The organism is Pseudomonas putida (assembly GCF_001941965.1).
GTDB lineage: Bacteria > Pseudomonadota > Gammaproteobacteria > Pseudomonadales > Pseudomonadaceae > Aquipseudomonas > Aquipseudomonas putida_L.
Map to the genome: position 1 here is coordinate 20529 of NZ_MKZO01000031.1, position 16607 is coordinate 37135.

Consider the following 16607-nt stretch of genomic DNA (forward strand, 5'->3'; position numbering starts at 1 on the left):
GTGCTCCTATAGAGGTTTCATTGGCCGCGATGCAAAAAGAGTTCGGCCGTTGGATGTGAGAGGGTCGACACCGCTGGTTGCGTTATCGCAATACATCTGCAAGATCGAGCGATTACCCGGCAGAAAGCCGCCGAAGTTCGCCCGAAAGGGTTGCGTTGTCTGCCCGATGTTCGTGCATGAGAAAAGCGCGTTGGCGAGAACGTAGTCTGCCGTCGAACCGGTCCAAGGCATCTGCGCGCTGGGCGCGTAGTAGTTCGGCCTGGTGATCGGCGTGCCGGTCAGCACGAACTTGTCTGCGGCAGGCTGGCTGTTCAGAAGCGCGAGGTTTGCGGTCGTGACAAACGTCCTGTTGTTGGCAGCATCCCTCACTGAAGCGCCGTAGGCGCCGGCCGGCGAAGTCGGAGCCAGATAGCTTGCGCAGTACCAGTTGATCCACATGGGGTACAACGCGGTCGGTCCATGAAAGGTTTGGTTGTTCCAGGCCCTGAGCCTGAACCCTGTCCAGTTGCCTGGCCCTCCTTTTATCGAAAAATTCCCGACCATCATGTAGTCCGCGGCGTTCAAGAACACCAGTGGGCGCTCATATGTCGTGATCGGCGCCGGGAATGTAACGTCCCCCCAGTCGATCTGCGTTCCGCTGTTAGGCCCCTGGAAGCCGATGTTGAAGATACCGTTGTATCGCACGGACAACACCCTGTTCACCGCGTCAATCTGGGTCAGCGCGTTGTTGTTATATGTGCGAATGCCGTAAGCCCCTCCCGCGGCCGGTGCATCGCTGCCGAGCGAGAGAATCATCAGCTGCCACGTCATGGTCCTGGGCTGCCGCAAGTGAAGCTGGCCAGGGCTGTACCACGCTTGCGGCGAGAACGTGAATTCGTTCCGATCCTCAAGTGTGTCGACAACAACAAATGATCCGGCGGTGATCTCTGGCACCGAGAAATACTGATCAAATGCCCCGTTGCCTGTGACCGTCATCATCTTCAGGGATCGAATGGGCGTGACAGTAGTGTCCAGTGTGACGACTCCTGCCGCATCGCGCGTGCGGAGCCCGTACAGGTCTGCCATCACGCCCCTCCTGAGTAGTTGAGGCTGTATACATACTGCGTCAACCTCCCCACAGCCGTGCGCTCCAATCCGGCGGCGTCGTAGACGTACAGCCCTCCGTTGTTCAGCAACGTAGAGCCGTTGGCGTCCTGGCCGCGCAACACGAATGTGCCGGCGGCGAAGTTGATCTCCAGGAGCGGAAGGCCTTGCGCGTTCTTCGCAGCAGACACGATCGTCATTCCGGCGACGATCTGCTGGATAAACGCCGTGCTGATGATCGCGGTGTTGATGAAGACCTGGCCGCCTTGGACAACGAATGGCAACGTCAACTGCCCCGTGGATTCATCGACAATCGCGAAGCGCTGGGCGAACGCGAGGATCTCCGACGTTTCCCCATCGCTCCCGAGCGCCAGCCCTGCCATGACTTTCCTGCCGCCGACAGCGGTCTGCGCCTTGATAGTCACCTGCGAAGACACTTTTCCATCCAGGTCCACGACGGCCTTGCTGACCTGCTGCACGCTCGCCCCGGTCTGCCCAATTGCGGCATCCAACTGCTCTGACTTCTCAGCAAGGGATCGCGTCGCGTTAGCCTGCAGCTTGATCTCAGAGAAGTATTTTGCGGCGGACTCCCACCCCTCGATGACATTTGCCAACGCTCCAGAGCCACTGCTGTCGCGCTGAGCATTGAACGTCGCCGAGGCGAATGTGCTGAGCGATGCAACGGCCTGGTCAGTGTCTGCCAGCGCCTCGTTTGCCGACTGGATCGCGGCAGTGTTGCCAGAGGCCCCGGCTTGTAGCTGGTCGAGCCGCGTAGCGGTCGCCTGGCGATCTGTCGCCACAACGCTCTCAAGGGTACTCAGCCCCGCTATGTTGCCGTCGACCCGTGCATTCAGGTCCAGGAATCGCTCGGCAGTTGCTCGCTTCTCGGTGGCGGTCGCTTTGCGCTGCTCGGCAATGCCGGACTCCGCGGACCACCCACTGATTACATCGGCGAGGTCACCACTGGCGTCCTGTGGGCGAGCGGCTGCGCGCAGCGACTGGATGCTGGTGGCCTGGGCAGTTACAACGCCATCCAGCTCATCGATCGCCGCGCCCTGCTGTTCGACCTGCATTGCGAGGGCGTCAACGGTCTGGGCGATCGTGCCGATATCCGTCCAGTAGGCTGGGTTCGGCGGGGCGGCGCCAGCTGCCACATCAGCGCGGGCCTGGAACAGTCGCTGCCCAACGCGCACAACGTCGCCCATGGCGTAGGCCTTGGACTCGTCGTACGCCAGCGCATCGGTCAGTTCGTCGATTCGCTCGTACAGCTCCTGCTTGGCTTCCTCGATGCGGCCGTTTACCGACTCCGGTCCCTGGCCAGAAATCTTCTCGATCTCCCCCAGCAACTCTTGCGCAAGCTGCCCCTTGCCAATCTTTTCCGCCAATGCCGCCAACAACGCGGTCACGTCATTCGACGTGGATGCCACCACCTTGAGGAAAGCGCTCACCCCGTAGGCGCTCTTCGAGCGGATGAAGTAGGCATAGTTGGTAGCGAACGCAAGCCCAGTATGGGTAAAGCTCAGGCCTTGCCCGATGTAGTCGCCCTGCGTCGCCTCAGGGTTCATCGAGAAGAAGTACTCGTAGGTCCCCCCGTTTAGCCCATGCTGGAGATTGCTCGGTACCAGCGTGATGGTATCGATCGTGGATTGCACCGTGCATGATTCCGGGATGGAAGGCCCGTTGATGCTCACAGTGATGCTTGCCTCACCAGACCTGGTCAGCGGCCCCAGGGCCGCCACGCTCATCGTGTAGCTGCCCGACGGCAGCCCGGCAATCGGCAGTTGCAAGGTCGTTTCCGGGACCTGCTGGGCCTGCACTGCGATACCAGCCTGGCGCACTGTGATCGCATAACCGGTGACGATGCCAATTGGCTGCACCCAGGTCAGCACGCCTTGAGCGACTTCCGCAGTCTCGTCTGGCACCCAGGCCAAGTTGGTCGGGCTGCCGATACCACCGCTTGGCAGGTTGATGAACCCAATCGGGTTGTACGGCTGGCCCACCGCATCGTCGAACTGCGCTGCGTCGTATTGCTGAAGCGATGCGGTGCAGCCTTCATTACCCCCCATGCTCCAGTTGGTGACGACGAATTCACCCAGGATGTTCAGCGATGGCAGATTCACTCGCACGGCTCGGCCCGGCCGGCAGTTGTAGCCCAGGAAGTTCATGGGCACGTTGATGGTACCGCCGGAGCGCCGGCGGCGCAGTTCGATGTTGGCCAGGCGCTGGGCCTGATACGCATCGGTGACATAGGAGAAGGTCAGGGTCTCTGCGGCCTCGCCGCCATCAGCCACCACCCACTCCGCTATGCTCACCTCCGGGTAGTCAGTCTCGGTCCAAGACTGCGAGGTATCGATGAACGTGCCACGCACAGTGTTGATCGCCGCGTCATTGGTCGGCTCGGTGCTACCGGTGATGGTGCCAATCACCATGTCCTCGGTAATCTCGAAGTCGTAGGGGCCGTAGTAGGCCCCGGCCTGGAACATCCAGCGGCCGCCCACTCGGATGGCCTTGCCCCCGCACGCGGTTTCGAGTTTCTGCAATACGTTGGTGCGTTGCTCGTCGGCGCCGATGACGCAGCTGCTGCGGTAGCGCGGGCTGGTGGTACCGTCCGGATTTCCGACCGATTCGTCACAGACGTTCGCGCCGCTGGCGAAGGTCTCGAACACGATCTCGTCGTCTGGCACGCCGCAGCGGTTCCGCAGGAACCACAGGATGTGCAGCGCGGTGTTCTCGGTATAGATGGACATCCCGGTGCGCGGATCGTAGATGTCGTTTCGCCCGCGAATGATGAAGCGCACGTCGGGGACGCCGGCCGGAAACCTCTCAGCGTTGTAGCGCAGAGACAGACGCACGAACGACAGACCGCGACCAATCTGCTCTGCCTTCCAGTCCGGGCAGTTGGTCCTCAGGAAAGCATTCACCGTCGTCGGATTGACTACCAGTTCGTAGGAGGCGTATGCCCCGTAGGTGGCGATTTCCTCCTCGCCCAAGTAGATGTTCTCCAGGCCGTCGACAGCGCCTTCGCACAGGACGTAGACCAAGTGCAGCCATTCCCCGTCGGTTTGGGCACCGGCCTGCTCCTGGGCCCAGACCAGCACACCGCCGGTGCTTACGCGACCGAGGATGAACCGGGCCGGGGCCTTGGACGAGCGCACGGTCTGCGCCGATGGTTCGTTGTCGCGCAGAGGCGACTTGGTGTTGAGCTTTTCCTGCTGCTCGGCGGCGTAGAAGGCCAACCCAGCACCGATAGCTGCGCCCCATGGGCCGCCTTGCACGAAGCCGATTACCGCGCCGACCACGACCTGAGCGAGTTTCCTGACCCCACCTGACATTATTCAACTCTCCAGACAGCAAGCGGATCGCACACAACGCGAGCCACCCCGTCGTCAGTGGCCGCCCAGAATTCATTAGCCCAAAAGACCGCCATGGACTTGCCGCCGGGCGCCTCGTACATCGCGACATCGCCGCGCTGGATGTAGGCCGGGGCCACCCGGGTGAAGCAGGCGTCCCATGCAGCCTCCAGGCTGCCGTGACGCTTCTTCAGCGCCCGCTTGGCGCCGGCCTCGGTCTTGTAGGTGCCGCGATAGGCCTCGGCCGGGTCGGTACCGCACACCGCCACCGTGCAGTCCGCGGCGAACAGGCAGCAGTCAAATTCGCCCCATGAAAAAGGCCGCTCTAGGGCGGCCTTGATCACTTCGCTGAGGCGTGTGGTCCAGTCTCGGTTGCGCATGGCTATTTCTCGTAGGTGAACACCGGCGCGTCCTTGCTGGACCCCCAGTAGATTGGCCACTCGGACATCTGGGCTACGGCGTAGAAGAATCGGTCGCCCTGGTGCCGGGCGCGGTGGTTTTCGTCGGTGAAGCGCTCGGTGCCGGTTCGGCTCCACTCGGCCATCCGGTCAACGATCGGGACGGTGATCTTGTTGCCGTCCTCGCCATTGCCTGCGTAAGAGAAGGTGGCGGCGTCCATCCGCCCTGAGAAAAGGATGTCGGCGGCGTAGTTGCCATGCTCGTCGTACACCACGAACAGCAGCTTGCCCGACCGCCCGCGGCATCCCCGGATGTTGGTCTCAGTGATGATGTAGGCATCAAGGCCGGTCAGAGCCAGGTCGACGGACATGGGCGAATTGGAATTGTCGCTTTCCTGCGACTGCCCTACCTCACCGAACTGGCCAACCCCGAGGTAGGTGATCCCGTCGATGACCAAGTCACCGGTGCCGGTGTGGGCGTACACCGGGCCATCCTCGAAGTCGAGCTGGCAGGCGTACACGCTGAGGAATTTGCCGGTGGCGATGATATCGACCACGCTCTGGCTGAATGGAAACGTCGAGGGCATCAGAAGGCCTCCCTGAACTGGTAGCTGCCGTTCGACACGGCCTGGCGCACGGTCATGCTCCAGGTGTCCTGGGTCATGCGCATTTCTGAGTACGGGTTGAGGTACTCAATTGCCGTTCCGGCCGTAATTGAGCGCCGAATGCGCTTATTGATCTGCACCACTGCCACGCCCTGGGCGTTCGCCGTCGCCGGCTGAACCACCTCGAACATCTCGCCGGCGATCGTCAGGTAGTCCCCCATAGAGAACACCTGTGCGTTTGCAGTGGCTCCGTTGATCTGAATGGCCCGGGCCTGCGCCGGCCCGCTCACCACCTTCAGTGCGCCGACGTTGTTCGCCCGTCGCCTGGTGAACGCCGGCAGGTTTACCGTGCCGAACATCCCATCCAGGCGCCCGAGGAAGGCGGAAAGCTCGCGCTCTTGCCGCCTGGTCAGAAGCCCGAAGATGATCGTGCACTGCCAGTACGCTCCCGGCTGCCCGACGATCTGCTGGGCGTTCGAGAGCGTCGAGGTAAAGGCGCGGCTGTTGTTGACTAAGCCCCACGTCATTTCAGACGGGCGCAGCGATGCCGGCCATTGGATAGCCATGCAGTACTCCTTCTTGCTATCGGTTGCGGGCGATCAGCTGCCGCGCCGGCCCGTTCATCTTGAAGTCGCGCAGCACCAGGTTGTAGCCGTCCTGTGCACCCTTTTGAGCAGCCTGCTGGATGCGGGCCAGGGTGGCGTCGTCGGCAGTGCCCTGAACGGTGATTTCTTGCTTGATCGCAGGCATGGAGCCGATCGAGGTATCCGACTGGCCGCCAGCATAGGACGCTGCGTTTGAGGCGACACGCGGCGCCACAAAGCCTCCGGAGGCATAACCCCTCACGTTGAGACCCTCCAGGTAATTGCGCATGCCCGGCTGGGCCACCACTTCCTTGCGAAGGACGAACTCGCCGCCGTGCACAACGCCTTTCGGCTCGAACTTGCCACCGTCGCCGGTGTAGCCGCCGCCAGAGAACCCGGACGACGCGATCGTTTCGCTGAATCCAGTCATGGTGCCCTGCCCCAGCGCTTGGCTGCCGCCGGTGAGGAAACCGAATGCTGAACCCAAGAAGCCCGCTGCAGCCTGGCGCACCTGGATGCGGATCAAGTCCTCGATTACGCCGTCAGCAAAGTCCTTGAACGATAACTTGCCGGTCTTCACGAAGGTGACCACCGCGTCTTCCATGTTGCTGAAGGCGTTGGTGAACAGGCTTCTCGTCTGCCCCGCAACGTTCTGCGCCTGCTCAAGGTAGGTGTTGAACGCTGCGCGCGCACCCAGCGACCAGTCAGATTGCTGCTCGTCGACGCGCAGGTAGTACTGCACCTGCATGGCCAGGCGCTGATCCAGCGCGCTCTGCAGGGCGGCGTTTTCCTTCTGGTACAGGCCCTCACTGATGCGGCCCTCGTTACGCTGCTGCAGCAGGTTGTCCATCTGCTGCTGATACTGCTGCTCGATGCTGAAGCGCTCTTGCAGGCGCTGCTGGGCCTGGTCTCCCAAGCCTGCGCCGGCCAGGTTGCTGTTCAGCCCTATCGACGATCGCTGCAACTGGCTGCTCAGGTTGGCTTGGAAGGCAGCAAGCTTCTGCGCCTCTTCGGTGGCCACCTTGCGCAGCTGCATTTCCTTCTCCAGCTCGGCGTTCTTCTTGAGCTGGGCAGTGATCTGCTGCTGGTTCGCCAGCAGCGACTTCTGATCGGCGGTCAGGACCTTCTTGTCCTTGATGTCGGCCAGCTGCTGCTCCCACCGCACCAGGGCTTGGCCAGCTTCGCCTAGCTTCTGCATTTCTCCGACCTGGGCGCCGATGAGGCCGTTCTGCTGCTGGAGCACTGAAAACTGCTGCCGGGCCTGGTCCAGAGCCTTGGTTCCCGCGTCTTCGCGGTAGACCGGCCCCTTCGGCCCTGGCTTGTCCTTGAACTGCTCGCGGGCGGCATCCCGCAGTTGGTTCAGCTCTGCCTCGCTGTAAACGCGACCACCGTCGCCGGCGGCAGACTTCTTGGCGAGCTCGTTGATCTCCTTTAAGCGCGATGCCAGCTTCTTCTGGTTGTCATCCGTGGCGCGGAGCTGGCCGTTCAGCGTTTCCTGAGAAAGGATCGAGTCGCGCTGGCGCAGCCGGTAGTTTTCCTGAGCCTGGTCGATGGCTTGCTGCGTTCTTAACTGGTCCTGCAAAGCATTGATGCGGCTCTGGGCTATCTCGCGCGCATCCTGGTTCTGTTTGCTGCGCGCAGCGATTGGGTTCTGCATGCGCTTATCGATCTCGGCCAGTTCCTTCTGGGCATCCGACAGTTGGCCTGCAATGCCCTGAGTTCGGCCGAAGTTAACAGCAGCATCGCCAGCGGCCTTCGTTGCCCCCCAAACCCCGCGCCAGGCCTTCTCGACCCATCCAAGATTCTCAACAATCTCTTTCGATCTTGTATCGATAGTCTGGGCATAGGTGTCAGTCAACAGCTTGGCTGCGCCGACGGTGTCCCCCTGATCCTTGAGCGCCTGGATCTGGGTATATGTGCTGGCAGTGAGGAAATTGTACTGATCGTTCAGCTCTCGCGCCGCAGCAACTGGGTCCTTGCCGATCTTCACAAAATCGGCAATTGTTTCCTCTACCGCGCGACCAGTTGCATCTTTCATCTGCAAAGCGGCAGCAGTGACGACACCGAAGCTATCACCAGCAATTTTTCCGCTGTTCGCTACCTGGGCCAGAGCATCTGCGGCTGCACCTGTCGTACCCACCGTAGTGCTGATCTGCCTCGCAAGATCAGCCATCTCCCCGACATTGCTGCCTGCAGCATTTCCACTAAGCACCAGAGCCTTCCGAAACTCGTCCGCTTCTTGCGAGCCTTTGTAGTAGGCAATGCCCAAGCCAGCTGCCGCCGCGCCTGCGACAGTGAATGGGTTGACCAAACCAACAGCGTAACCGCCCAACGCTCGCATCGCTGGGCCGATCCCGCCGAACATATCTTTCAGTTGTCCGCCCTGCTGGAGCAGAACGGTAAACGGGTTCATCCCGCCCTGCAGGGAGACTACGATGTCGGTGAACTGAGCAGGTACACCGCGCAGGGCTGCGGTGTATGCCTTGGTCGACATACCGGCCGCCTGCGCCTGCCGGGCATACCTGTCTACGGCCTGTTCTGCCGATTGAGTGCTTGCCGCGAGGTCCTTGATGGACACGCCGGAGCTTTTTGCCTGGATGCCAACGCTGCCTGTAGCGGCCTCAGCGCGCTCCCCTGCTTTTGTCAGCTTATCGAGATCTTCCGCGGCTGAGACTGCCTCACCTGAATCGACTTTGATGCCGAGGACCGCAATATCACCCTGACTCATGCTTGCTCCAGGCGTAAAAAAACCCGCTCGAGGCGGGTTCCAGTTTATTCATTTGCTCATTGGATACCGCAGTTTATGCGGTCCACTGAGGTTTCATTTTCCCCTTCCAGGGCAACCACGTTTGCGCCATCCGGCATCCACGTGACGGTGTAGCGCTTGAAGCCAACATAGCCGCCCATGGCGTTCTTCGAGTTCACCTCGCCACACACCCAGCCATCCTTCTTGCTCCGCTCATTTCTGAACTGAGCAGACGACGGGTCAGTGAGCTGCTCAGCAACCGCCTCCCGAGCCCGGTCGATATCGCTCTTCCCGCAGCCTGCCAGGACCAGCCCGGCCAGAGCCACCAATGCCAAACGCTTCATGCGCGCCCTCCTTGTTGATGGGGGCAATCTACCACCATCAGCAAGAAGCGCCAAAACCCGGCGGTTGCGGGGCTCGAGTGACTGTCAGGAGAGAAATCTTACCTTCGGGACAACGCCACAGCGCGCGACTTAAGATTGGCCAAGCCGGCCTCCATGAAGCGGAACATGTCCATGTGCGAAACAGCGATATCGCCAGGGGTTGCGACCATCCCAGCCATCAGCTCTTGCTGGGACATGACACAAGCGTCGTCCGGGACCTCTTCAATGCTCTGCTCGCCGTTGTGGTTGAACGCTACCAAATAACGCTTATGCGGACTACCCACGATCTTGGCCTGGTTGCGTTTGGGCAAAAACTCACCCTCAACCACCGAGTACGAGGCAATGAAGTTTCGAGCGCCATCTAGGTGCTCGGCAGGAATGTCTGCGGCTGATCGAACTCCGAAAGCCGCATGAACTTGAGACCAAATCTTAGCCGTTGCCCGGCGTTGAATTGGCACAGGTAAAGCTGCCACCTTGCCCTTAACAATCGCGCCAAGCATGTGGAATCCATCGGTACCAATGGTCTGACCGAGCAGCGTCATCGATTGGTTCGTCTCGCGATGATTTAATGCGCGCCCTTCATTCCAGTATGACCATAGTGCGTCGTCGCATTCGTTCTGGTAGTCGATCACACCATCACGAAGCTCGGGCCGGACCTTACTGGCGTGAATCGACATCAACCAACCCGCGAGCTTGCGCAGGGGGAGGCATGCCATTTCGTACCGTTTTCCATCGGAGCCAGTTGTGGTGATCATCACCATAACTGAATTGAATCGCCCCCCTTGAAGCTTCGCGTGCTGGCTTTTCCAGTCCAGTCCCATCCCTTCTACAACAGGCTTCATTGGGATGAAAGGTTGGCCATCGCGCTCGATGAGCAGAAGTTTTGCCGAACGGAACGGGATGACACTGGATACAGCTGTGCTACTATTCGCCATGACGATTTCTTCTCCGAAGTTGATCTCGTTTCCCGAAGCCCTGACGACTCTCACCTCGTCGGGGCTTCTTCGTTTCAGGCCGCAGCCTGCTTGCTCTGCATCTCCCGCCATCTCAAACCCTCCTCAATGAGAAGCCCAAGCTCTGCGTTAAGGCTTCTACGATGTTTCTTCGCCTCCTTTGCCACCTGCTCCTTAACCTGAAATTCAATACTCAATGGATACCTAGCCTTGATGGTCATCATTTAGCCTCCTTACCAATCATTTGACATCATTAAGCATCATTTTAGATCCTTGGTCAACATCATTTCCAATCATTTTCTTGCTCGGCTCGGCGTTACCATAGATGATTGAACTGGAGTTCAAATCGGAGCACTCATGCATCACCCCACAGGTTTTCCTTCTAAGCTCGTTCGGCTGCGCGCAGACGCGGGAATGACTCAACGCGACCTGGCCAAGGCTAGCGGCATAAGCCTGCCTCAAATTGGCCGATACGAAATGGGTACCTCCAAGCCACGCATGACTGCACTAGTGAAGCTAGCCAGTGCCTTGGGTTGTGAGGTTTCAGATCTAGAAAATGCTGCTGAAGAAGAAGCAATTACAGAAATCACCTTAGTGACTGAAGGCTACCCAGATGAGCCAATTGCCATGCCTCGCGCGATGTATGAGTACATGATCAGCGAGTCAGAAAGGTATGGCGTATCACCAGATGTGATGCTTATGACTGTAATGCGTTGGTTTATGGCTGAGAAAAGCGGTACTCCACTACCCTTCGAGGAAGTACTCAAATCGGTAGTCAAGGACTACGGCGTGGACCTACACGAATGAGCTCTCGGCCACTCAATTCAAATCATTTTTTAACCCAAGATATTTCGCGGGTTCAGGTTTGCTTCAACCCAATTCGTGTATGGCAAACAGGGTAAGTACATGAAGCTACTGAAGAAGATGGCTACCGCTTTCCGTAATCGCAAAAAATACACCTATGCAGAGCTGAACGATTGGATGCTATCGCTCATCGGGATCTCCAGCTTCTTGGTGGGCGCCTACTATTTGTGGATCTCGGGAAACATGACCGTTGAGATGCTCAACTGGTCACGAAACCATGCCATGACGCTCGACGCAGTCATAGCCTTAGGTTTTCTAGGCCTTCTCAGCTTGAGCGGCCTATATTTCGCGACCGTCGCGCGCCGCTGCTATGAACTGATCTACGAACGTAATTTTAAGTAGCTCCAAGCCTAGCCAAACGCTTGGCTATGCGACGCATAAGCACTTTACCGCCACAACTCAGGCCTAACTTAAATGGAATACACCGTCCCAGAATGGTTTCGTCTAACTGAGGTACTCACCCCTCAAACATTTTCACGTATCGGCGATGCAGTTGAGAACAGTCAGCTAAGCATGCAAACGAAATATTCTCCCTTGCTCGCCTATTGGTTTATGTGTGACTCGTTCTACCTTGCCTGTGAAGTAAACCAGAAGGGCATGCATGCCAACGCTCTCGCACTCACGCGCCAATCCATTGAAGCCTTGGGTGTGGTGGAACTGGGTATCTGCAAGAAAGAAGGTGCTGAAGAGGCTCTAGCCAAATGGAACGGCGACAATCTAAAACCTGGAAATCTAAGAGCTTGGCTCCAAAATAACGTCTGGCAGACCTACGGACCCGGACTATGGAACGAGCCTTGGAGCGAATTCATGAGAGAATTCGCTAAAGCAATTCAACCATACGCTCACTATTGCAGGGACTTAGCACAGTGGCAGCAGCTTTTAAAAACCGTAACTAGTGAGAGTGATGGATCTATTACTGCACAAATAGAGATCGCGCCACGAGCATACGATCCTCAAAAAGCAACTCGAATCTCATTATTCCACGCTATTTTGACCTTTGCGCTAGGCAGAATCTGGATCGCAGCAAACCCCCAGGACACTGAGTTTTCGGCATTAATATTCAGACTCGGGGAAGCCCTCGGCAAGTCGGAGTATTTAGATGGCCACTCCACTGACTGGGGGCAGCAGTTTTGGGCAATGCTCTGGGCTAGCAATGGAAAGCTGCTATTAGAATAACACTCTAGTCTGCTTCAGAGTGGGGCTGTTATCAGTTAAAAACATTAGCCGACAAAATCGAGCTAATTCCTACCGCCCAAGGGGTGCAAAAAGCCCAGCACGGGACTGGGCTTAGCGATTACTGCTCTTGGGGAGACCAGTTAAACTTGTAGTTGAGCGGTGGCAACTCGTAATGATCGGCTAAGTACAGACCAAGCATCTCACCCTCCTTTGTATAAGCAGTTGCCTTGTCGACGGTGGGGCACCAGCTCACATAAAGCGTGTCCAGAGGGAACATTTTCTCGAACGACGCGAAGCTGAATCGCCAGCCGGCCATGTGCCCTGTCGCTCCATTCGTTCTCGCGCAGCGGACGAAGTCTGCAAGCCGACGCTTCAAGTTATCCGACTCACCAACAGTCAGGATACCGTTGTCATCAATCCCGACCGCACGGGTGATCGCGCGGTCAGCACAGATGATGTAGACACCAGGCACTGCAGGCGCACTCTGATAGTGATCTACAAGTTTCAGCCACTCAGGCTCCCAGCCTTCCCAATTTTTGACTTTCATCGATCGCCTCCATTGTTTAGAGGCAAAACGATATCACAAGCGCCATCCGCGCGCTGTCAGATGCAAAAAGCCCAGCGCGGGGCTGGGCGTATTGAGCTTGCCTTAGGTCATACAGGAGATAGATCTCCATCTATGATCGCTTCCTGATGAGTAGAAATGTCATCTGAGTCTTTGGCACAAAACTGGAGGTCACGCGCTAGAGTACTTTCTATTTCCCCAAACCGAAACACGCTTCCAGCGACCATGCTCTGCATCAGCAGCGCCTGTTTTAACTCATAGAATTCGTCCAAACATATCCAGGTACATACTGGAAAGCAACATGAGCCTTGGGAAAGATAAAATGCTGGGTAACGGTTACCGCTCTGACAGCCGAAATCCAAACGATATCGGTGACCTTTAGAGGTCGTTTTTGCAACTAGAACGACACCGTCGTCCCGACGCCCCAAAACCACAAGATATTTGTCTTTTGTGGCGCCGTCGGAAAATTTGAAATCCTTGTGAAATATTATCGTCCCTGGCTTCACATTAACGCCCCAAGCTTGAGATCACCAGATCACGGTCGCGGACCGACTCGAGCATAAGCTCGTACTCTTGCTTTCTGAGTGACATCAAGTAGGGGATTTGCGCCTGTTTACGCCGCTCAACCTCATAAATCTGATGCCAAGGCAGGTTTTCCAGATGGGTTTTTTCGACCATTTCTTCTGCATCACTGTCCTTGAATTCGGTGGACAACTGCTGCAGCAGGCGAAGCTCACGCTTTGAAAAATGAGTAGAGTCAAACTCACCAATAGCGTTTACCGACAGCATGTCACCTTTAGCGGTCTTGATCGTTTTGAACGAGCAATGGCCCTGCCAATCGCCGTGGGGGGCCGCAAGCTCCTCAAACAAAAGCTTTGGCACCGGCCCCATCTTCCATGCAAAGTAGTCAAGACCGGTAACCGGACGTCCTGTATCGCGAAAATGAGTGAAATCAAGGAAATAGAGAAGCTTGAAAAGCTTCACCTTCCCTAATTTGCGTGTGTTTTTGGCAAAAAACTTGACCGCCTGGATCAGTTTTTCCCGTTCGTGTTCGATTAGCATGGGCTGAGCATAGCTCTTAGGACGCTTGATGGCTATAGGCCCTCATGCTTGAGCGACAGGCTGTCAGACGGTTTGATCTTCGAGCATCGCAACTTCGTCGCTGTCCGCCCATCCACCCTGGACGGAAACCCAGTACCCGCCCGACCGCCGCCGTAGTAGCGTTTGGCCTTCAAGACGACTAGAGATGTTTGGAGGCTGAAGTGAAGATGCTCGAGAAAGCAGTCCAGTTGATCCGAAACGAAAGCAAGCGGCCTTGGTCGGAAGTCAACAGCTGGGCGCTTGCGCTCATTGGCGGTCCAAGCTTTGTGATTGGAAGCTATTATGCCGCTGGAGCAGTTAAGGTAACACCTGACCTCATGCATGCGACGGACCAGGTTGGGCTCACTGCTTTAGGGATCGCAGCTTACAGCGCCACTGGATTGATGGCAGTGGCTGGCTGGCATTTTTTGAAAATCGCGCAACGTTGCTCCGAACTGTTATACCAGCGGCATTATAGGTAAAGCCTTGCCGTTCGCCTCGCTGTCCACCCATCCAGCGTGGATGGAAAGCCAGTAACCGGCCCGGCAAGCGGCGTAGTAGCGTTGTGCCTTACTCAGTAGGAGCCAACCATGAATCGCAACGAAGATATGTCCGTTCAGATTGCGAATGCGCTGCACAACACTCCGGTCGGCAAGAAACTGACGATGAATTTCCGAGGGGTGCCAACACCCGTTGAAGTGAAATACACCTTCAACGGCGGATGGGTAGTAACCCAGATTCTGCATCCAGGTGTACCTCTCGAAATCGTAAGAGGCGAAGACGGGCATCTCCAGCAGATAGATATCACTCTGCTCCCTTATGAAGGGATGGCCGTCACGAACTAACCAAACGCCCCGGTTCGTTGCCGGAAAGCCCGTGGACTGGGGAACGATGACCTAGGAGGTCAATGTGCAAGACGAAAATGGGAAAATCGCTCAGCTGAAAGCTGAGTTGAGCAGCCTGAAGGATGAATTCGAAGCATTGAAGGCCGGCAACGCAGCAGCTCTCGCCTCAATTTCAGCGGCCCTTCGTGAAATCCCAGGCTATTCACCAAAGGTCATGGAGCAGATGCTTACCCATACCCTTAAGCATGGGTGGCCGCTTACGAACATCCCGAACAACGAAGTAACGGAGACAGCGTTTTCCGCTCCGCTTCGATTCCTGCTGAATGATCAGCAAGAGGCGCGCTCGTTTTTCCGCGGGAAGTGATTCCAGGGAAGGTCATCGTTCCTTTTCGTAAATCGATACGCAAGCCATGAACCGAAACCAGCACGAACGGATCATGGCTTTCCTTTGTGGCCTGCTGCATCTCACTCTCTCCTGCGGCCAAGCCGCTTCATTTTGCGTCCCGATGACGCAACGCAAGACGCGTCCGATTGAACCAGGGTGCGCCGCACAGGGTGATTTGCTGGCCTGCCCTACTCCGCTGCCTCGGCCATCACTGCCAGCGCCTCGTTCTCCATGAAGCGAAGGTCGTGAAACGCCTCGGACAAATCACGCCGCTTCAGGCCGAGCATCTTGGCGGTTCCGGGGATAGCGGCGTAATCGAGCCCTGACGGCCCGCCCGGCCCCAAGCGCCACTGGGTGCCCAGCGCTTCAAATAGGCAGAAGGCCGGCCATACATCCGGCCAGACCTCCACATCCTCGGTGTCAATGTCGTCCAGGGTGAGCCCCAGAAACGCTAGCTGCTCGGCGGACGGACCCTGCTCGTACAGGGCTCGCGCCGCCGCCTTCAGTTTCCCAGGCGAGCCGGGTTGTAGGCTTCCTGGTAGGCGTCGAGAACGGCTTGCGGCGCACCGACGCAAGTGATCACCAAGTCGAGGATTGCCTCATCGGTGAACTTGTCGTCAAAGCCCCAGCCGGCAGTGATGGCCTTAACCTGCTCGGCCTGCAGTTGGACCTGGCCAGCGGTGAACTGCTCGAGGCTTGCGCCCTCAGCCTTGCATTTCTCGGCATGCGCCTCGAAGGCTTGATTCCAGCCGTCGTACAGCTTGGACAGTGCTGTGCGATCGAAGTACCGGAACGTGAACGCCACCGCCACCGGCTCGGCACCCACTCGAGGGATCTTCACCTCGGCGGTAAACGTCGGGTTCTGCGCGATCTTAATCTTCGGCATGGTGGTTCCTTAGGCGGCCAGGTAGCGCAGCGGACGACCGGACAGGCCGACGCTAATGGTACGGGTCATGATGTTGTTCCGCTCCATGGTAGGAGTGGTGGTGATGCTGACGTAGCCCGGGTAGAGGATCTGATCGCCGTTGCGCAGCTTCAGGCGGACCACGGTCAGCTCCTTGGACTCGTCGAAGCCTTCGACGGCGTCCACGTATGCAGCCGCCGGCTGGTCCTCGACCACGATGGCCAGGCTCAGCGGGTTGCGGTTGGTCGGGAACTGGCGGTCGTCATCGTCCTCTAGGTAGCCGACGGTGGCGAACTGCTGCTCACCGCCCGAGGGGGTGAAGCCGGTGACTTTCGAGATCTGCACCCAGTCGGTGACCGGGATCACCGAGCCCAGGCCGGCTCCCGGAGTGTAGATCTCGGCGTTGGCGGTGCTGATGCTGCCCAGGCCAAAGCTGTCGGTCAGCGGGTTAACCACGCGCGCTGCGCGGTCGGTGAGCTTGGCCCAGCCGGAGTCGATCAGCACGACATCCTGCGCGGTGAGATCGTGGCCGACGGTGCTCAGCACTGGCGGCGCAGCGTTGGTGATTGCGGTGAAGGGGACGGCGGCCCCCAGGGTCGCGGCGATCTCAACGATAGCGCCGTTCGGCAGCGGGAAACGTGCGGCCATGGTGTGGTTCCTCTTGAAAGCCCGCCGGGCGGCGGTTG

At 58.1% G+C, this 16607-nt stretch carries 20 protein-coding genes; 6 read left to right on the forward strand and 14 right to left on the reverse strand.

Annotation, left to right across the window (positions count from 1 at the left end; all coding sequences use genetic code 11):
- Positions 1 to 6: 6 nt before the first annotated feature.
- The 9 genes from PSEMO_RS18120 to PSEMO_RS33030 all read right to left on the reverse strand — a co-directional run bounded on the left by PSEMO_RS18120 (position 7) and on the right by PSEMO_RS33030 (position 10326).
- Positions 7 to 1065 carry a hypothetical protein gene (locus PSEMO_RS18120; RefSeq protein ID WP_075804349.1) on the reverse strand — a complete coding sequence of 353 codons (1059 nt, stop codon included), beginning with the start codon at positions 1063 to 1065 and terminating at the stop codon, positions 7 to 9.
- Positions 1065 to 4415, reverse strand: coding sequence for a phage tail protein (locus tag PSEMO_RS18125; protein ID WP_075804350.1), 3351 nt, complete (start codon positions 4413 to 4415; stop codon positions 1065 to 1067). The genes PSEMO_RS18120 and PSEMO_RS18125 overlap by 1 nt, the downstream gene beginning before the upstream one ends.
- Positions 4415 to 4813, reverse strand: a complete 399-nt coding sequence (locus PSEMO_RS18130; RefSeq protein WP_075804351.1) for a DUF6950 family protein — start codon at positions 4811 to 4813, stop codon at positions 4415 to 4417. Before PSEMO_RS18130 ends, PSEMO_RS18125 begins: the two co-directional genes overlap by 1 nt.
- A gap of 2 nt (positions 4814 to 4815) precedes the next feature.
- Positions 4816 to 5418: a hypothetical protein gene (locus PSEMO_RS18135; protein ID WP_075804352.1), complete on the reverse strand. Its 603-nt coding sequence runs from the start codon at positions 5416 to 5418 to the stop codon at positions 4816 to 4818.
- A complete protein-coding gene (locus PSEMO_RS18140; protein WP_075804353.1) occupies positions 5418 to 6002 on the reverse strand; it encodes a hypothetical protein in 585 nt (194 codons plus the stop codon). The genes PSEMO_RS18135 and PSEMO_RS18140 overlap by 1 nt, the downstream gene beginning before the upstream one ends.
- 16 nt (positions 6003 to 6018) lie before the next feature.
- Positions 6019 to 8748, reverse strand: a complete 2730-nt coding sequence (locus PSEMO_RS18145) for a phage tail tape measure protein (RefSeq protein WP_075804354.1) — start codon at positions 8746 to 8748, stop codon at positions 6019 to 6021.
- A gap of 56 nt (positions 8749 to 8804) precedes the next feature.
- Positions 8805 to 9110: a hypothetical protein gene (locus PSEMO_RS18150; RefSeq protein ID WP_075804355.1), complete on the reverse strand. Its 306-nt coding sequence runs from the start codon at positions 9108 to 9110 to the stop codon at positions 8805 to 8807.
- A 98-nt stretch (positions 9111 to 9208) separates the two neighbouring features.
- Positions 9209 to 10195, reverse strand: a complete 987-nt coding sequence (locus PSEMO_RS33865) for a phage antirepressor N-terminal domain-containing protein (protein WP_081430276.1) — start codon at positions 10193 to 10195, stop codon at positions 9209 to 9211.
- Positions 10159 to 10326, reverse strand: coding sequence for an Arc family DNA-binding protein (locus PSEMO_RS33030; protein WP_144443591.1), 168 nt, complete (start codon positions 10324 to 10326; stop codon positions 10159 to 10161). Before PSEMO_RS33030 ends, PSEMO_RS33865 begins: the two co-directional genes overlap by 37 nt.
- Before the next feature lie 133 nt (positions 10327 to 10459).
- Here PSEMO_RS33030 and PSEMO_RS18160 point away from each other — a divergent pair, with 133 nt between their 5' ends.
- From PSEMO_RS18160 to PSEMO_RS18170, 3 genes are all read left to right on the forward strand, one after another.
- Positions 10460 to 10909, forward strand: coding sequence for a helix-turn-helix domain-containing protein (locus PSEMO_RS18160; protein ID WP_075804356.1), 450 nt, complete (start codon positions 10460 to 10462; stop codon positions 10907 to 10909).
- A 99-nt stretch (positions 10910 to 11008) separates the two neighbouring features.
- The gene (locus PSEMO_RS18165) at positions 11009 to 11308 is read left to right on the forward strand and encodes a hypothetical protein (RefSeq protein ID WP_075804357.1); all 300 of its coding nucleotides are present in this window, start codon (positions 11009 to 11011) and stop codon (positions 11306 to 11308) included.
- Between the two features lie 72 nt (positions 11309 to 11380).
- Positions 11381 to 12142 carry a hypothetical protein gene (locus PSEMO_RS18170; protein WP_144443592.1) on the forward strand — a complete coding sequence of 254 codons (762 nt, stop codon included), beginning with the start codon at positions 11381 to 11383 and terminating at the stop codon, positions 12140 to 12142.
- A 118-nt stretch (positions 12143 to 12260) separates the two neighbouring features.
- Here the strand turns inward: PSEMO_RS18170 and PSEMO_RS18175 are convergent, their stop codons facing one another.
- Together PSEMO_RS18175 and PSEMO_RS18185 are read right to left on the reverse strand one after the other, a co-directional pair.
- Positions 12261 to 12689, reverse strand: coding sequence for a hypothetical protein (locus PSEMO_RS18175; RefSeq protein WP_075804359.1), 429 nt, complete (start codon positions 12687 to 12689; stop codon positions 12261 to 12263).
- A 525-nt stretch (positions 12690 to 13214) separates the two neighbouring features.
- Complete coding sequence (locus PSEMO_RS18185; protein ID WP_075804361.1) at positions 13215 to 13769, reverse strand: Panacea domain-containing protein; 555 nt, start codon at positions 13767 to 13769, stop codon at positions 13215 to 13217.
- Between the two features lie 200 nt (positions 13770 to 13969).
- Here PSEMO_RS18185 and PSEMO_RS18190 point away from each other — a divergent pair, with 200 nt between their 5' ends.
- The 3 genes from PSEMO_RS18190 to PSEMO_RS18200 all read left to right on the forward strand — a co-directional run bounded on the left by PSEMO_RS18190 (position 13970) and on the right by PSEMO_RS18200 (position 14996).
- Positions 13970 to 14269 carry a hypothetical protein gene (locus tag PSEMO_RS18190; protein ID WP_075804362.1) on the forward strand — a complete coding sequence of 100 codons (300 nt, stop codon included), beginning with the start codon at positions 13970 to 13972 and terminating at the stop codon, positions 14267 to 14269.
- 108 nt (positions 14270 to 14377) lie between these two features.
- Positions 14378 to 14632 (forward strand): hypothetical protein, encoded by a 255-nt coding sequence (locus PSEMO_RS18195; RefSeq protein WP_075804363.1) that lies wholly within the window; start codon positions 14378 to 14380, stop codon positions 14630 to 14632.
- Between the two features lie 64 nt (positions 14633 to 14696).
- Positions 14697 to 14996 carry a hypothetical protein gene (locus PSEMO_RS18200; protein WP_075804364.1) on the forward strand — a complete coding sequence of 100 codons (300 nt, stop codon included), beginning with the start codon at positions 14697 to 14699 and terminating at the stop codon, positions 14994 to 14996.
- 209 nt (positions 14997 to 15205) lie between these two features.
- Here PSEMO_RS18200 and PSEMO_RS18205 read toward each other — a convergent pair whose 3' ends face one another.
- The 3 genes from PSEMO_RS18205 to PSEMO_RS18215 are packed head-to-tail and all read right to left on the reverse strand — an operon-like array spanning position 15206 to position 16569.
- Positions 15206 to 15592: a DUF1799 domain-containing protein gene (locus PSEMO_RS18205; protein WP_372239126.1), complete on the reverse strand. Its 387-nt coding sequence runs from the start codon at positions 15590 to 15592 to the stop codon at positions 15206 to 15208.
- The gene (locus PSEMO_RS18210) at positions 15520 to 15903 is read right to left on the reverse strand and encodes a phage tail assembly chaperone (RefSeq protein ID WP_075804365.1); all 384 of its coding nucleotides are present in this window, start codon (positions 15901 to 15903) and stop codon (positions 15520 to 15522) included. Before PSEMO_RS18210 ends, PSEMO_RS18205 begins: the two co-directional genes overlap by 73 nt.
- A 9-nt stretch (positions 15904 to 15912) precedes the next feature.
- On the reverse strand, positions 15913 to 16569 hold the full coding sequence (locus tag PSEMO_RS18215) for a phage tail protein (RefSeq protein WP_075804366.1): 657 nt from the start codon (positions 16567 to 16569) through the stop codon (positions 15913 to 15915).
- Positions 16570 to 16607 lie beyond the last annotated feature (38 nt).